This window comes from Flexivirga oryzae (genome assembly GCF_014190805.1).
GTDB classification, from domain to species: domain Bacteria; phylum Actinomycetota; class Actinomycetes; order Actinomycetales; family Dermatophilaceae; genus Flexivirga; species Flexivirga oryzae.
The window spans coordinates 297,885-312,458 of the sequence record NZ_JACHVQ010000004.1 but is presented as its reverse complement, the minus strand read 5'-3'; the positions used below and the strand labels follow the sequence as shown (position 1 = coordinate 312,458).

Genomic DNA, 14,574 nt, shown 5'->3' with positions numbered 1-14,574 from the left:
CGCGCAAAACGCGCTCAGCGCGCGAAAACCGGGCAACGCACGCAAGGCAGACAGCCGCTCCCCGTGACCCATAGCGTCCTGCACCGTGCCTCGCTCGATGTGAGCGCAGTCACAGCACTCCCATCAGAGAAAGGACGCGTATGTCGCATCTCGTCGAACTTTCACACGCGACGAAGCGCTTCGTGAAAGCCGGTGGCGGCACCCACACCGCCGTCTCCGACATCACCATGACCGTCGACCCCGGTGAGTTCGTCGCCGTGGTCGGCCCGACCGGTTGCGGGAAGTCCACCACGCTGTCCCTGGTCTCCGGGTTGGAGCCACCATCCGAGGGCAGCGTGCAGGTGAACGGCACTCCGGTCCAAGGCATCCCGGACGGCGTCGGCTACATGTTCCAGGCGGACGCGATGCTGCCCTGGCGCAACGTGCTCGCCAACGTGGCGGCCGGGCCGATGTGGCGCGGCACCCCCAAGTCAGCAGCGCACGCCATGGCGATGGACTGGATCAGCCGCGTCGGCCTCGCCGGATTCGAGAAGTCCTACATGCACCAGTTGTCCGGCGGCATGCGCAAGCGTGTCGCGCTGGCCCAGACCCTCGTCAACGAGCCGAAGATCCTGCTGATGGACGAGCCGTTCTCCGCACTCGACGTCCAGACCCGGGCGCTGATGCAGAACGAACTGCTCGACCTGTGGTCCGGCACGGGGACCGCGGTCATCTTCGTGACCCACGACCTCGAGGAAGCCATCGCCCTCGCCGACCGGGTCGTCGTCATGACGGCCAGCCCCGCCCGGATCAAGGACGACTTCCGCATCAACCTGCCGCGGCCCCGCAACGTCGAGGAGCTGCGCCTCACCCCCGAATTCATCGAAACCTATTCCAAGATCTGGCAGTCGCTGTCCTCCGAGGTCGAGACTGCCCGAGCACAAGGAGCATCCCGTGTCGCCTGACACCCTCGACGCGCCCGGCACCGCGACGTCCGGCGCCATGACCGGCGCAGTCCCCGCACCGGCCGAGCAGGCCCACGACCCACGTGCCCGCCTGCGCAAGCACAAGGCTCTCGTCTACAGCCTGCGGGTGCTCGTGCTCGTCGGTGTGCTGGCCTTCTGGGAGTTCTCGGTCCGCCTCTGGCTGGACCCGTTCTTCTACTCGCAGCCCAGCCTGATCTGGAAGAAGCTGGTCACCTGGTTCACCGACGGCACCGCGCAGGGACCCATCTGGGAGCAGATCTCGGTGACCCTGCAGGAGGCCGTCTACGGCTTCCTGATCGGTGCGGTCGCGGGCGTCGTGCTCGGCATACTCCTCGGCCGTGCCCGGTTGCTCGCCGAGGTGCTCTCGCCGTTCATCCAGGCGGCGAACGCGGTGCCGCGCATCGTGCTCGCGGCGATCTTCATCATCTGGTTCGGCCTGGGCATGGAGTCCAAGATCGCGACCGCGACCGTGCTGGTCTTCTTCCCGGTCTTCTTCAACGCCTTCCAGGGAGCACGGGAGGTGGACCGCAACCTGGTCGACAACGCCCGCATCCTCGGCGCCGGGCGGTTGCAGGTGTTGCGATCGATCGTCGTGCCGAGCGCCACGTCCTGGATCCTCGCGTCGCTGCACACCGCCTTCGGGTTCGCGCTGATCGGCGCGATCGTCGGTGAGTTCGCCGGTTCCACCAAGGGCATCGGCCTGCTGATCTCCACCGGCCTGGCCGCGTTCGACTCGGCCGCCATCTACGGCGGCATGGTCATCAGCACCGTCCTCGCCCTCATCGCCGAGCTGTTGCTCGGCTACCTGGAGCGCCGACTGCTCAAGTGGCGTCCCCCGTCGCAGATCGAGACCGTCGCGGTCTGACCGCCACCACCCACATTCATTTCGCAGAGTCAGGAAATCCATTGATGCACAAGAAATTCGCCGGAATCGCCGCCCTTGGTATGGCGGGTGCGCTCGCCCTCACCGGCTGCGCGACCAAGAAGGACAACGCCACGGGCGCCGACGGCGGCGGCTCGTCCGGCACCGTGAAGATCATGGTCGGCGGCATGAGCAAGGTCATCTACCTGCCCGCCGCGCTCACCCAGCAACTCGGCTACTTCAAGGACCAGGGCCTGGACGTCCAGCTCATCGACACCCCGGCCGGCGTCACCGCGGAGACCTCGCTGATCGCCGGCAAGGCGCAGGGCGTCGTCGGGTTCTACGACCACACCATCGACATGCAGTCCAAGGGCAAGTGCCTGGAGAGCGTCGTGCAGTTCGCCAACGTCCCCGGCGAGGTCGAGATGGTGTCGAAGAAGGACGCCGCGACCATCACCAGCGCCAAGGACCTCAAGGGCAAGAAGCTCGGTGTGACCAGCCAGGGCAGCTCGACGGACTTCCTCACGCAGTACCTCACCGGCAACGCGGGCATTTCCACCAAGCAGTACACGACCGTCAAGGCGGGGGCGGACGCCACCTTCATCGCCGCGATGAAGTCCGGTGGCATCGATGCGGGTATGACGACAGACCCCACCGTCGCGCAACTCACCAAGACCGATGAGGGCAAGGTGCTGTTCGACATGCGCACCGAGGCCGGCACGCGCAAGGCGCTCGGTGGCCTCTACCCGGCCAGTTCCTTGTACATGTCGTGCGACTACGTCAAGAAGAACCCCGAGACGGTGCAGAAGGTCGCCAACGCGTTCGTGAAGACGCTGAAGTGGATCAACAGTCACAGCGCGCAGCAGATCTCCGACAAGATGCCCAACGACTACAAGGGCAGCGACCCGGCGCTCTACGTGCAGGCGCTGCAGGGCACGAAGGGCATCTTCAACGACACCGGTGTGATGGACGCGGCCGGCGCCAAGAACGCCCTCAATGTGCTCGGTTCGTTCTCTCCGTCGGTCAAGCCGAAGAAGGACCAGATCGACATCAGCAAGACCTACACCACCCAGTTCGCCAAGAAGGCGGACGCCAGCTGAGTCTTCTGGCTCCGCTCCTCACGGGGCTGGTGGGGAAGCACGTCACTGCGTTCGTGTGCTTCCTCACCAGTCCTGATCGTCGCTGCGCCGGGCCGTCGGCTTGTCGTTCGGTCGCCAGATCCGGGCCGCCGCCCTTCGGCGAACCGCTTGCCCTCGGTACCCTTCTCCCATGCTCCGGACGATGATGAAGTCCAAGATCCACCGTGCGACGGTGACCCAGGCCGACCTCGACTACGTCGGGTCCATCACGATCGACGCGGACCTGCTGCAGGCGGCCGACCTGCTGGAGGGCGAGAAGGTCGACGTCGTGGACATCACCAACGGCAACCGGCTGTCGACATACGTCATCACCGGCGAGGCGGGTAGCGGGATCATCGGCATCAACGGCGCGGCAGCGCACCTGGTCAAGCCCGACGACCTGGTGATCATCATCGGCTACGGCCAGGTCGAGGACGCCGAGGCACGCGATTTCAAGGGATCGGTCGTCTTCGTCGACGCCGCCAACCGCCAGGTCTCCATCGGCGACGACCCCGGCTTCGCACCCGCCGGAAGCGGCCTGAAGTCGGCGCGCGCCGCGTCCTGACGTATGCCGGAGGGACATGTTACCCACCGGATCAGCGGTGAGTTGAACCGTGAGTTCGGGCACCGGGAGGTCCGCTCGACGTCACCGCAGGGCAAGTTCACCGGGGCCGACGTCCTCGACGGCCGGGTGTTCGAAACGGCGCAGGCCTTCGGCAAGCACATGTTCATCGGCTTCGAGGAGCTTCCGGAGCAGGTGCACATCCACCTCGGCCTGATCGGCAAATTCTTCTTCTTCCCCGAGGCCGACCCACCCACCGAGAACGCCCGATGGCGGCTCACCGCCTTCTCCCCCGACGTGACGATGGAGTTGCGCGGCCCGAACATCTGCGAGCTGAGCACGCCGGAGCAGATCGACACGATCGTCGCCAAGCTCGGCCCCGACCCGCTGCGACCGGACGCCGACCCGGAGGTCGCCCGAGCCCGGATCCGCAGGTCCAGCAGCCCGATCGGGGTGCTGATGATGGACCAGCAGATCTTCGCCGGCGTCGGCAACATCTACCGCGCCGAGACGCTCTACCGACACCACATCGACCCGTTCATGCCCGGCAAGTTCCTGCGTGGCGCGGAGTTCGACCTGCTGTGGGACGACCTGGTCGAGCTGATGCCGCTGGGCGTCCGCGACGGCCGCATCGACACCGTCTATCCGGAGCACATGCCGGAGGCGATGGGCCGTGACCCGCGCGTGGACAAGCACGGCGGGGAGGTCTACGTCTACCGCCGCGACGGTCAGGCATGCCTGGTCTGTGGCACTCCGGTCAGCACCCAGGTACTCACCGGCCGGAACCTCTTCTGGTGCAAGAAGTGTCAACCCCGTTCGCGACGCCGGACGGTCAAGGACTGATTGCCCGGCATACCCTGGAGGCGACCCGTAGGAGGCCCCATGACCGACGACACCGCACTCCGCGACCTCATCGCCGGAAGCCATCTGGCGACCCTCGCCACGATCAGGCGCGACGGCCGACCGCAGCTGTCGAACATCAGCTACACCTACGACCCGGAGCAGGACCTGATCCGCGTCTCGGTGACCGACGGTCGCGCGAAAACCGCCAACCTGCGCCGTGATCCGCGGGCGACCGTTCTCGTCAACGGCAGCTCCGGCTGGTCGTATGCCGCCGCCGACGTGACCGCCACCGTGCTGCCGGTGGCCACGGCGGAGGACGACGCCAGCGTCGAGGAACTGATCTCGATCTACCGCGCCATCTCCGGGGAGCACCCCGACTGGGACGACTACCGGCGGGCGATGGTCGCCGACCGGCGGGTGCCGCTGCACCTGCATGTCGACCACCTCTACGGCCTGGTGCGGTGAACCCTCTCAGCTGGTCCCGTACAGGGCGTAGCTGCGCTGGATGCCGATCTGGTCGGCGATGAAACGCGCGTCGTGCCAGACGCCCCAGATGAAGCTGGAGCCGCGACGCGACAGCCACGGCAGGCCGAGGAAGTAGACGCCGGGCTCGCTGGACACGCCCCGGCGGTGCCGTGGGCGACCCTGCTCGTCCAGCGCGTCGACCTTCAACCAGCTGTAGTCCGTGGTGAATCCGGTCGCCCACAGCACGGTCGTGATGCCGGCGTCCGCGAGATCCAACTCGGACAACGGATGCGTGATGCACTCCGGGTCCGGCAACAGCGCACGTGCCTCCGGCTCGGGCGGCAGATCCAGGCGGTTGCGCTCGATGTACGCGTCCGCCGCGTCCATCAGCGCGAGCATGTTGGCGTCGCCGCCCCGGATGTTGTCGGCCAGGTCGGACGCGAAACGCAGCACGCCGTCCTGGTACGACGCGGTCCGCCCGACCAGGGTGATGCCGCTCTGCGCAAGTGCCCGGAAGTCGACCGTCCGGCCACCGCCCGCACCGCTCACCGCGATGGTGACGTGCTCGGCGCCGTGCGGCGGCGTCTCCATGTCCCAGAGCCCGAGAACACCCAGCCACCAACAGAAATCGCGGTCCCGGTAGCTCCGCGGCGGGCGGTCGTGCGGACCGACGGACAGGTAGACCTGGCGACCCGACCGGCGCAGTTCGTCGGCGATCTGCACACCGGACGATCCGGCGCCGACGACCAGCACATTGCCGTCGGGCAGCTGGCCCGGATTGTGGTAGTCACTCGAGTGCAGCTGATGTATCCCGGTGTCCGACGGCAGGATCGGCGGGATCGACGGATTCTGGAACGGTCCCGTCGCGGCGACCACGAACTGCGCATCGATCGTGCCGTCCGAGGTCTCCACCCGGAAGCCGGGGCCGTCGGTTCGCCGCTCCACCGAGAGCACCTCGACACCGGTGCGGATCGGCGCCTCGATCTGCTTGGCGAAGGTCTCGAAGTAGTGCGCCATCTGGTCCTTGGACGCGAAACCGTCCGGGTCGGCGCCCTCGATCTCCATCGTCGGGAAGCGGTCGTGCCAGGCGGGGCCGTTGGCGACCAGCGAGTCCCACCGTCCGGTGCGCCACTTCTCGGCGATCCGGTCACGCTCCAGCACCAGGTGGCCGATACCGGCATTACCCAGGTGTTCACTCATCGCCAGGCCCGCCTGGCCGCCACCGACCACCAGGACCTCAACGTTGTCGTTCATCTCAATTCCCATCAGCCTTGCGCCTTTTCGTTTGCTTCCAGCTCGGCGATGATCGCCGCGCTGAAGTCGCCTGCACCGGTGTCGGTCCTGCGTCCCACCAGGTAACCGGCGAGGCAGCAGATCGTGATGACGGCCAGCGTGCCGAGCGTGAAGACCTCGAAGGTCAGCCTGCTGACGCCCCAGCTGTCCTCGAAGTCGTAGCCGACCCCGAAGAGCCGCTCGATGGTGTCCGGGAAGACCGTCGTCCACGATCCGACAGCCACCCAGGCGTAGATGACGAAGGTCGCGACGCCCATCCCGATCCGCCCACCGGGCACCCGGTAGGGCCGCTCGGCGTGCGGGTACTTCCGCCGCAGGATCCACGCCGCCAGGAAGATCCACAGATAGCTGAGCAGCAGGGTGCTGACGGCCACGTTGAGGACGACTTCGAAGGCGGCGCCGGCGGATCCGCTGGTCACCTTGGTGGCCACGATTGTGAAGACGGTCGCGACGACGCCGGAGAGGATGTTCACCCGCAGCGGTGTCCCGAGGTTCTTGCTGAAGACCCCGAAGTAGCGCGGGAACGTCCCGTCCGCACCGGCGATCGCCTGCACCCGGTCGGACGCGATCATCCATGCCGCGCCCTGGGTGAACAACACGAAGATGAACAGGATCGCGACCAGCTTCAACAACCCGGTGGAGGCACCGCCATACACCGAGAACACGGTCCGGATCGCGTCCATGAAGCCGGCAGCACCGCTGATCTTGTTACTGGGCAACACCATCAGGATCCCGAAAATGGGCACCAGGTAACACAATGCGGACACCAGGGCGGAGGAACCGATCCCGACCGGCACATCCCGCTTCGGGTTGCGCATCTCTTCGGCGGCGCCGTTCTGCGCCTCGAATCCGACCACCGCGAACAGGATCACCGGGGCACTGGCGAGGAAGCCGCCCGTCGTCGGTGAGAAGTCGCCGGCGGCGTACCCGTGCACGCCGTGCTGGCTCGCGTAGACGATGAGCGTGACGACGAAGACCACCACGAGGCCGACCTTGACGATCGCACCGATGTTGAGCAGCCACTTGCCGTAGCGCAGGCTGCTGATCGCGGCCACGATGGCGGCCCAGATGAAGATCAGTTTGAAGGCGTAGTCGCCGAAGCTGCCCGAGCCGGTCTTGACGATGAAGTCACTCCAGGTCGCCATCGCGAGGAACGCCAGCGAGCCACCCAGCCACACCGGGTTCGTGACCCAGTAGAGCATCGTCGAGAGTGCGGCGTGGAATCGCCCCATTGCCAGTCGAACCCAGACATATGGGCCACCCTCCTGCGGGAACGAGCTGCCCAGCTCGGCCATGATCAGCCCGTAGGGCAGCATGAACGTCAGCGCGATGACGGCGGTCCAGGTGAACGCCTGGGCGCCACCGTTCGCGGCGATCTGGCCGATCGTGTCGATCGACAGGGTGGCCGCGATCGACATCAGGATGATGTCGAACCGCCCCAGGCTCGGCCGGAAGCGCGAGTCGTGCTCGCTGACGGCTTCCTCCTGCTCGACGACGGTGCTCACTTCCCGGCTCCGGTTGCCTGCAGGGTGACACCCGGCCAGATCGGGTCGAGCGCGGTCACCTCGCGCCGGAACTGCACCTCGTCATTGGGTTTCAGGTCCATCTCGAACTCCTCTGCTGCTCGGCGGCCGGACCAGACGGCGGCCGCGATGGTGCCCGGTGCCCAGGCGTCGCCGATGCCTCGGACGGTCAGCAGGTCGCTGTCGCCGATGCGTGCCTCGAGCTGGGTGAACAGCTCGTCCTTCGGCAGCCGCGCAGTCACCATGACCAGCGCGTCGGCCTCGAGTTGCGTTGTCTGCTCGGTGTATACGCTCGAGATCGTCACCCCGCCGGCAGCGGCCGAGACTACTGCGTGGTCGGTGTGGCGGACGATGCCCGCCTCGATCAGCCGGCGCTGGATCTTGCCCACCTCGAAGGTGTGCACCGTCCATTGCGACACCTGCGCGGACGGCGTCACGATGCTCACGTCCTTGCCGGCGGCACGCAGCGCCTCGGCGATGACGCCGCCCATGTAGTAGTAGTCGTCGTCGTACACGACCACGCGCTGACCGGTCGGCAGTCTGCCGGCGAGTACGTCGGTGGGTGTGCAGACCTCGATACCGTCGACCGGGATCGGCGTCGTGTGGAAGCGACCGACGCCGTCGGCCCGCCAGGTGGATCCCGTTGCGACCAGCACGTGTTCGAAGCCGAACTCCAGGACATCCTCGGCCGTCACCGGGCTCTCCCGGAAGACCTCGACGTTCGGCATGGCCTCGATAGCCAGCACCCGGTAGTCACGCACCCGGTTCCATGCGGACAGTCCGGGCAGCTTCGACTCCAGGGTCACCCGGCCACCGAGCTCACGGCCGGCCTCCAGCAGGTTGACGTCGTAGCCGCGGACACCGAGGGCGCGCGCCGCTTCCAGCCCGGCCGGTCCGGCACCGATCACAGCGACCCGTGCGTCCGACGTCTTGGGCTTGACCCGCTCCGGGTGCCACCCACGGCGGTACTCCTCGCCCATGCTCGGGTTCTGGGTGCAGCGGATGATCGACATCGTCTGATCGCCGGTGACGCAGATATTGCAGCCGATGCACTCGCGGATGCTCTCCAGCTGCCGGTCCCGGATCTTGTTGGGCAGGAACGGGTCCGCGATCGAGGGACGCGCAGCGCCGATCAGATCGAGCAGGCCCTTGCGGATCTGCCGGACCATCGCGTCCGGTGACGTGAAACGGCCGACGCCGACGACCGGCTTGCTGGTCAGTGCCTTCAGGCCGGCGACGTGCTCCTCCTGGCTGCCCTCCGGCCCGAAGCGGGAGGTCAGCGAGTCCTCCTCCCAGGAGCCCATCGCGAAGTCCCACAGATCGGGCAGCTCGCCGAGCTCGGTCAGCACGCCCTGGATGTCCTCGCGGTGCACGCCGTTCGGGCCGTACTCCCCTTCGACCGCGATACGACAGGCGATGGCCGCCTTGCCGTCGGCGATCTCCATGGTGTCCTCGAGCACCTCGCGCAGCAGCCGCATCCGATTGGCCAGCGAGCCGCCGTATTCGTCGGTGCGCTGGTTGTAGCGTGGGGACAGGAAGTGGTGCAGGCCCGAATAGCCGTGGGCGGCATACACATAGACCAGGTCGTAGCCGATGTCGATGGAGCGGCGCACGGCGGTGCGGTGCCACCGACGCAGATCGGCGATGTCGCGCTTGGTCATCGCCCGGGCCTGGATCGGGGCGATGGTGTCGGGTGCCACCGGCAGGTGCATGGGGCCGAGCGGGATCTCGCGGCTGTAGAGGTTGGGCGCGTTCATCCCGTTGTGCGCCAGCTCGATCCCCGCGAGCGCCCCGCCTTCGTGGATGGCCTCGGCGATCCGCGCCAGGTGCGGCAGGTCCTGGTCGTCCCAGATCCGCAGCTCGATGAACGGTGCGATATCGGAGGTCGGGTGGATCTCGACCTGCTCGGTGTTGACGACCGACCAGCCGCCCTCCGCCTTGATGCGCCGCATCGCGGCCTGCGCGCTCGGGTCGCGGTAGCCCATGCCGTTGCAGTGCGGCACCTGGTAGAAGCGGTTCTTGGTGGTGACCGGCCCGATCTGCACGGGCTCGAAAAGGATGTCGTACGGCGATGATTCGGTCATCAGTTGCTCCTCGCGAATCGGTCGATGGCGGTCCAGGCGAGCGCAGTTGCCCCGTCCAGGAGCGCACGCTCTGCGGTGGGTCCGACGCACGCGGCGGCGAACTCTTTCTGATGGTTGACGGCGGGCAGCGACCCGATCCCGATGTAGGGGTGGATCGCGTCGACGACCTGCGAGACATTCGCGAAATCGGTGGACGCCCGGCTCATGGTGCCGGGGCCGTCGGGTATGACGCGCCCGAGCTTCTCCAGGTTCGCCGTGTAGAGCGCCAGGGTGCGCTGATCCGTGCGCATCTCGCTGTACGGCTGGCTCTCCGGCGTGATCTCCAGGGTGCAGCCGGTCGCCAGCGCACCGGCCTCGAAGCATTTCCAGACGCGTTCCTCGGTCCGGTGCAGCTCCTCGAGGGTCTCGGCACGGACGTACCAGCGGCCCTCGGTGTGTTCGGCTATCGCGTTGGGCGCCTCACCGGCATTGGTGACCACGCCGTGCACCCGCACCGAGGCGGGGAGTTGTTGCCGCAGGAGTCCGATGGCGGTCTGCGCGATGGTGAAGGCGTCCGCGGCGTTGACGCCCTCCTGCGGTGCACCTGCGGCATGGGCGGCCTTGCCCCGGTAGCTGATGCGCGAGTGCGACACCGCGAGGGCGGCCGGGTCGGGATCGTCCTCGGGTGCGGGGTGGGCCATCATCGCCAGATCCAGCTCGGTGAACGCGCCGCGGTCCAGCAGCTCGCACTTTCCGCCGAGCCCTTCCTCCGCGGGTGTCCCATAGACCACGACCGTGAGCCCGACCTCGTCGGCCACCGCGGCGAGCGCGAGCGCGGCACCCACGGTCATGGCGGAGATGAGGTTGTGGCCGCAGGCGTGGCCGAGACCGGGCAGGGCGTCATACTCCGCACAGAGGCCGACCGTGTGCGGTCCGCTGCCGAAGCCGGCCCGCAGCGCGGTGTCGAGGCCGAGATAGGGACGCTCGACGGTGAACCCTGCGTCAGCGAGCGCGTCGGCGACCCAGCCGCTGGCCAGGTGCTCCTGCCAGCCGAGCTCGGGGGTGGCGTGGATCCGCTCGGACAGCTCGACGAGTTGAGCTTTTCGGCGCGAGATTGCCTCGGCCGCAACAAATTTCGGGTCACTCATCGCCGGGCACCCCGTAGGCGGGCGCGAGGCGCGGGTCCAGCCCGCGGGTGATGTAGTCGGCGGCCTGCGGCGCCCACAGCTCCCACAGCCGCCCGAGCTCGCCGATCGGGTCGTCGTGGAAGTCCACGCGCAGGTCGGTCACCGGCCAGGGCGCGTCCCCGATGACCAGCAGGCCGACGGAGTGCACGGGGCCGGCCTCACCGCCGGCATCCAGTGCCACGCGCAGCACCGACAGCAACCGCTCCTCCAGCGGCAGCGCTCCGGTGTGTGCGAAGTCGTCGACCATCGACTGCGGGATCTGCGCCGACGACAACAGATTTCCTGCGGCCGCCACATTCGGCCCGGTGGCGCTGCCGTGGATCCCGAGGGTCTTGTCACCGCTGAAGGTCGCGGCACGACCGGATGCATCGACGACGGTGAGTTGCCGATAGGCGCTGAACTCCTCGCCGGCCACGACCGCGTCGAGGGCCCCCTGTGCGTTGTCACCCGCCGCGAGCCGGTCCAGCATCGCGGGCCCCAACTGCGGGTTGGTGATGTTCTGGCTGCACGCGGCGCCGACCCCGCCACGGACGAAGGCGCACCGGGCGGCGACGGCGGGGCTGGATGAGCTGACCGCGACGCCGAAGGCTCCGGTCCGCTCGCAGCGCGCGGCGATCGAGAAGGTCACGGGAGCACCGCCGTGACCTGGACCTCGACGAGCCACTCGGGCCGTGCCAGACCTGCCACGGTGATCCCGGTGGACACGTAGAAGACGCCGGCGAGGCGCTCACCGAGCACGCGGTAGATGGCTTCGCGGTAGCGGATGTCGACGAGGTAGATGTTGCAGGAGACGATGTGCTCCGGTTTCGCCCCGGCTTCGTCCAGCAGCATCAGGATGTTGTCGGCGACCTTGTGTGCCTGCCCGACCGGATCGCCGACGGCGACGTTCTCGCGGGTGTCCAGGTCCTGGGCGATCTGTCCACGCAGGTAGACGGTGTTGCCCGCGACGACCGCCTGGCACAGGTCGTTCGCCAGCTTCTGCTCCGGGTAGGTGTCTCGGGTGTTGAACGGGCGGATCCGGGTGTGTCCGCCGACCACGATGGGTGCGCTTGCCATGTCGATCTCCGTCAGTTGTGGTGGTGCCAGGTCGTTTTCAGCCCGGTGAACTTGTCGAGTGCGTGCAGCGAGAGGTCCCGTCCGAAACCCGACAGCCCGAAGCCGCCGAACGGTGTCGTCACGTCGAGTGCGTCGACACAGTTGACCGAGACGGTGCCGGCGCGCAGGCGCTGCGCCACTCGGTGCACCCGCGAGTGGCTGTCGGACCAGACCGAGGCGGCGAGCGCGTATGACGAGCCGTTCGCCAATGTGACCGCCTCCCGTTCGTCGCCGAATCCGAACACCGCGAGGACCGGCCCGAAGACCTCCTCCTGCGCGATCCGTGCGTCCGGTGCGATGTCGTCCACGACGGTGGGCTGCAGGAACGCGCTGGTCGGGCTGCCGGCAACCCGGTCCCCGCCAGTGCGGATCCGGCCCTCGCCGCGCGCGACCTCGATCAGGCCCATGACCCGATCGGCGTGCTCGGCGCTGACCATCGGGCCCATCTGGCTGCTCTCGTCGAGCGGGTCACCGACGCGGATCGCCTCGGCACGGGCGACGACCCGCTCGAGCAGTGCGTCCTTGATGCTCTCGTGCACCAGGAGTCGTGAGTTGGCGGAGCAGACCTGTCCGCCGCAGGTGAAGATCCCGGCGCACACCGCCTCGGCCGCCGCGTCCAGGTCGGCGACGTCCGGGAAGACCAGGTTCGCGCTCTTGCCGCCGCACTCCAGCCAGACCTGCTTCATGTTGGAGGCGCCGGCGTACTGCAGGAACAGCTTGCCGACCTCGGTGGAGCCGGTGAAGGTCAGTGCGTCGACATCCGGGTGCAGTCCCAGGGCGCGACCGGCCGTCGGCCCGTCGCCCGGCACGACGTTGAGAACGCCCTCGGGCAGGCCCGCCTCCAGGGCGAGCTGACCGAGCCGGAGCGCCGAGAGCGGAGAGTTCTCAGCGGGTTTGAGCACGACACTGTTTCCTGCGGCGAGCGCCGGCGCGAGCTTCCAGACCGCCATCTCCAGCGGGTAGTTCCAGGGAACGACGGCGCCGACCACGCCGAGCGGCTCCCGTGTCACCAGCGCCAGCTCCGTGCTCGCGGTCGGCGCGATCTCGCCATACAGCTTGTCGATGGCCTCGGCATACCACTGGATGATCGCGGCGGAGCCCGGGACGTCGACCTGGGTGGTGTCGCTGATCAGCTTGCCCGCGTCCAGGGTGTCCAGCAGGGCCAATTCGTCGGCGTTCGCAACGATGAGTTCGGCCAGGCGTTGCAGCACCCGCTTGCGGCTACCCGGGTCGGCCTGTGACCAGCTGCCGGACTCGAATGCTGCACGGCCGGCGAGCACTGCTGCGTCGATGTCCTCGGCACCGCATTCGGAGACCTGCGCGAGCACCGTGCCGGTGGCGGGGTTGATCGAGTCACGTCGGCGCCCGCTGCGGGCAGCGGCCAGCTCGCCGCCGATCACCGCGTCCGTCACCGGACGCACCGCGCCGGCCCGGGCGGCCCAGGTCAGTTCCTGCGTTGTCACTCTCACACCTCATGGAAGTCGCCTGCGTCTGTAGGCAACTATGAGGGCGTTCGCGGTGGGGTGGGTAACACCGTTTTCCGGTCGCTTGGATCAGTTTTTCTGATGCAAGCTGGTCATGTTGGCGAATTCACCGGTGACCGTGTGCCGGAACGCACGCGCTCGGCGGGACAGGCGGGTGCTCTTCATCCAGGCCAGCACGATCTCCAGGTCACGGACCTGGTCCTGGATCCGCAGCGGCACGACGCGGCCCCCGTCATACGTGACGTCGTCGGCCGGCAACTGGTTGAGCAACGCGAAACCGTGCCCGTGCGCGACGAACGAGCGCACCGTCTCGAACCCGGGCGTGCTGTGGCGGACCTGCGGGCGGATCCCGGTGGCGTCGACGACCGTGCCGAGGAAGTAGTCGCGTGTGTGTGGCAGGTCGAGCAGGATGAGTTGGTCGGTTTCGACCAACTCCGCGAGCCGGACCCGTTTGCGGCGTGCGAGCCGGTGCTCCGACGAGACGATCACATAGGGACGCAACCGGTGCACGACGACGCGCTCGATGTCGTCCTCCAGGTCGTAGCCGTACATCAGTGACAGCTCACACTCCCCGGAGCGCAGCGCCGCCTTCAGGCCGGAGTGTTCGCCTTCGGCCACCTGCAGTGTGGTCGCCGGATGCGCTTTCTCGAAGGCGGTGATCAGCCCGGGCAGGAAGAAGGGCGCCAGGGTCGCGAAGCAGCCGACATACAGCTCACCGGCCAGGTCTCCACCGGCCCCACGCGCGACGTTCTCGAGATCTGCTGCGTGGCTGAGGAATTCGCGAGCTTCGCGGAGGAAGGCCGTTCCGGCCCGCGTCGGGGTCAGGCCGCGGGCATGGTGCCGCAGGAAGAGCTGCACGCCGAGATCGTGCTCCAGCCCGGCGATCGCGGTCGAGATCGCCGACTGCGACACCAGCAAGGACTTGGCAGCGGCCGTCATACTGCCGTGCTCGGCGGCCGCGACGAAGTAGCGCAACTGCACCAGGGTGAACGCCGGATCTGCCACCGGTCAATCTTGGCCGAAGGTATGGCGGGTCGGCCACCCGTGCCGCACGCGCGGGCGTCCCGACGGCGCCCGATATCCTGGATGCGTCGATCCCGCCTCGCCGAGGAGC

At 67.9% G+C, this 14,574-nt stretch carries 14 protein-coding genes; 6 read left to right on the top strand and 8 right to left on the bottom strand.

Annotation, left to right across the window (positions count from 1 at the left end; translation table 11 throughout):
* Positions 1–140 precede the first annotated feature (140 nt).
* From FHU39_RS20700 to FHU39_RS20675, 6 genes are all read left to right on the top strand, one after another.
* On the top strand, positions 141–944 hold the full coding sequence (locus FHU39_RS20700) for an ABC transporter ATP-binding protein (RefSeq protein WP_183322615.1): 804 nt from the start codon (positions 141–143) through the stop codon (positions 942–944).
* Entirely contained in the window at positions 934–1,830 is an 897-nt protein-coding gene (locus tag FHU39_RS20695) for an ABC transporter permease subunit (RefSeq protein ID WP_221185757.1), read from the top strand. The genes FHU39_RS20700 and FHU39_RS20695 overlap by 11 nt, the downstream gene beginning before the upstream one ends.
* Positions 1,831–1,874: 44 nt before the next feature.
* Entirely contained in the window at positions 1,875–2,927 is a 1,053-nt protein-coding gene (locus FHU39_RS20690) for an ABC transporter substrate-binding protein (RefSeq protein WP_221185756.1), read from the top strand.
* 169 nt (positions 2,928–3,096) lie between these two features.
* Positions 3,097–3,510, top strand: coding sequence for an aspartate 1-decarboxylase (panD, locus tag FHU39_RS20685; protein WP_183322614.1), 414 nt, complete (start codon positions 3,097–3,099; stop codon positions 3,508–3,510).
* A 3-nt stretch (positions 3,511–3,513) separates the two neighbouring features.
* The gene (locus FHU39_RS20680) at positions 3,514–4,350 is read left to right on the top strand and encodes an Fpg/Nei family DNA glycosylase (protein ID WP_183322613.1); all 837 of its coding nucleotides are present in this window, start codon (positions 3,514–3,516) and stop codon (positions 4,348–4,350) included.
* Between the two features lie 39 nt (positions 4,351–4,389).
* Positions 4,390–4,815, top strand: a complete 426-nt coding sequence (locus FHU39_RS20675; RefSeq protein WP_183322612.1) for a PPOX class F420-dependent oxidoreductase — start codon at positions 4,390–4,392, stop codon at positions 4,813–4,815.
* Positions 4,816–4,821: 6 nt separating this feature from the next.
* Here the strand turns inward: FHU39_RS20675 and FHU39_RS20670 are convergent, their stop codons facing one another.
* The 8 genes from FHU39_RS20670 to FHU39_RS20635 form a co-directional block, all read right to left on the bottom strand.
* Complete coding sequence (locus tag FHU39_RS20670; protein WP_183322672.1) at positions 4,822–6,069, bottom strand: flavin-containing monooxygenase; 1,248 nt, start codon at positions 6,067–6,069, stop codon at positions 4,822–4,824.
* Positions 6,070–6,080: 11 nt separating this feature from the next.
* Positions 6,081–7,613 (bottom strand): amino acid permease, encoded by a 1,533-nt coding sequence (locus tag FHU39_RS20665; protein WP_221185754.1) that lies wholly within the window; start codon positions 7,611–7,613, stop codon positions 6,081–6,083.
* Positions 7,610–9,715: an oxidoreductase gene (locus FHU39_RS20660; RefSeq protein WP_183322611.1), complete on the bottom strand. Its 2,106-nt coding sequence runs from the start codon at positions 9,713–9,715 to the stop codon at positions 7,610–7,612. Before FHU39_RS20660 ends, FHU39_RS20665 begins: the two co-directional genes overlap by 4 nt.
* Positions 9,715–10,842 (bottom strand): M20 family metallopeptidase, encoded by a 1,128-nt coding sequence (locus FHU39_RS20655; RefSeq protein WP_183322610.1) that lies wholly within the window; start codon positions 10,840–10,842, stop codon positions 9,715–9,717. Before FHU39_RS20655 ends, FHU39_RS20660 begins: the two co-directional genes overlap by 1 nt.
* Complete coding sequence (locus FHU39_RS20650; RefSeq protein ID WP_183322609.1) at positions 10,835–11,509, bottom strand: DUF1028 domain-containing protein; 675 nt, start codon at positions 11,507–11,509, stop codon at positions 10,835–10,837. Before FHU39_RS20650 ends, FHU39_RS20655 begins: the two co-directional genes overlap by 8 nt.
* Positions 11,506–11,937 carry a RidA family protein gene (locus tag FHU39_RS20645; RefSeq protein WP_183322608.1) on the bottom strand — a complete coding sequence of 144 codons (432 nt, stop codon included), beginning with the start codon at positions 11,935–11,937 and terminating at the stop codon, positions 11,506–11,508. The genes FHU39_RS20650 and FHU39_RS20645 overlap by 4 nt, the downstream gene beginning before the upstream one ends.
* An 11-nt stretch (positions 11,938–11,948) precedes the next feature.
* Positions 11,949–13,439, bottom strand: a complete 1,491-nt coding sequence (locus FHU39_RS20640; protein WP_221185753.1) for an aldehyde dehydrogenase — start codon at positions 13,437–13,439, stop codon at positions 11,949–11,951.
* 90 nt (positions 13,440–13,529) lie between these two features.
* Entirely contained in the window at positions 13,530–14,465 is a 936-nt protein-coding gene (locus FHU39_RS20635; RefSeq protein ID WP_183322607.1) for a LysR substrate-binding domain-containing protein, read from the bottom strand.
* Positions 14,466–14,574: the final 109 nt, after the last annotated feature.

Bases quoted from the DNA above. Each gene is read 5' to 3' on its own strand.
- FHU39_RS20700 (WP_183322615.1), top strand. From the start codon at position 141: ATGTCGCATCTCGTCGAACTTTCACACGCGACGAAGCGCTTCGTGAAA.
- FHU39_RS20690 (WP_221185756.1), top strand. From the start codon at position 1,875: ATGCACAAGAAATTCGCCGGAATCGCCGCCCTTGGTATGGCGGGTGCG.
- panD (WP_183322614.1), top strand. From the start codon at position 3,097: ATGCTCCGGACGATGATGAAGTCCAAGATCCACCGTGCGACGGTGACC.
- FHU39_RS20680 (WP_183322613.1), top strand. From the start codon at position 3,514: ATGCCGGAGGGACATGTTACCCACCGGATCAGCGGTGAGTTGAACCGT.
- FHU39_RS20675 (WP_183322612.1), top strand. From the start codon at position 4,390: ATGACCGACGACACCGCACTCCGCGACCTCATCGCCGGAAGCCATCTG.
- FHU39_RS20670 (WP_183322672.1), bottom strand. From the start codon at position 6,069: ATGAACGACAACGTTGAGGTCCTGGTGGTCGGTGGCGGCCAGGCGGGC.
- FHU39_RS20660 (WP_183322611.1), bottom strand. From the start codon at position 9,715: ATGACCGAATCATCGCCGTACGACATCCTTTTCGAGCCCGTGCAGATC.
- FHU39_RS20655 (WP_183322610.1), bottom strand. From the start codon at position 10,842: ATGAGTGACCCGAAATTTGTTGCGGCCGAGGCAATCTCGCGCCGAAAA.
- FHU39_RS20645 (WP_183322608.1), bottom strand. From the start codon at position 11,937: ATGGCAAGCGCACCCATCGTGGTCGGCGGACACACCCGGATCCGCCCG.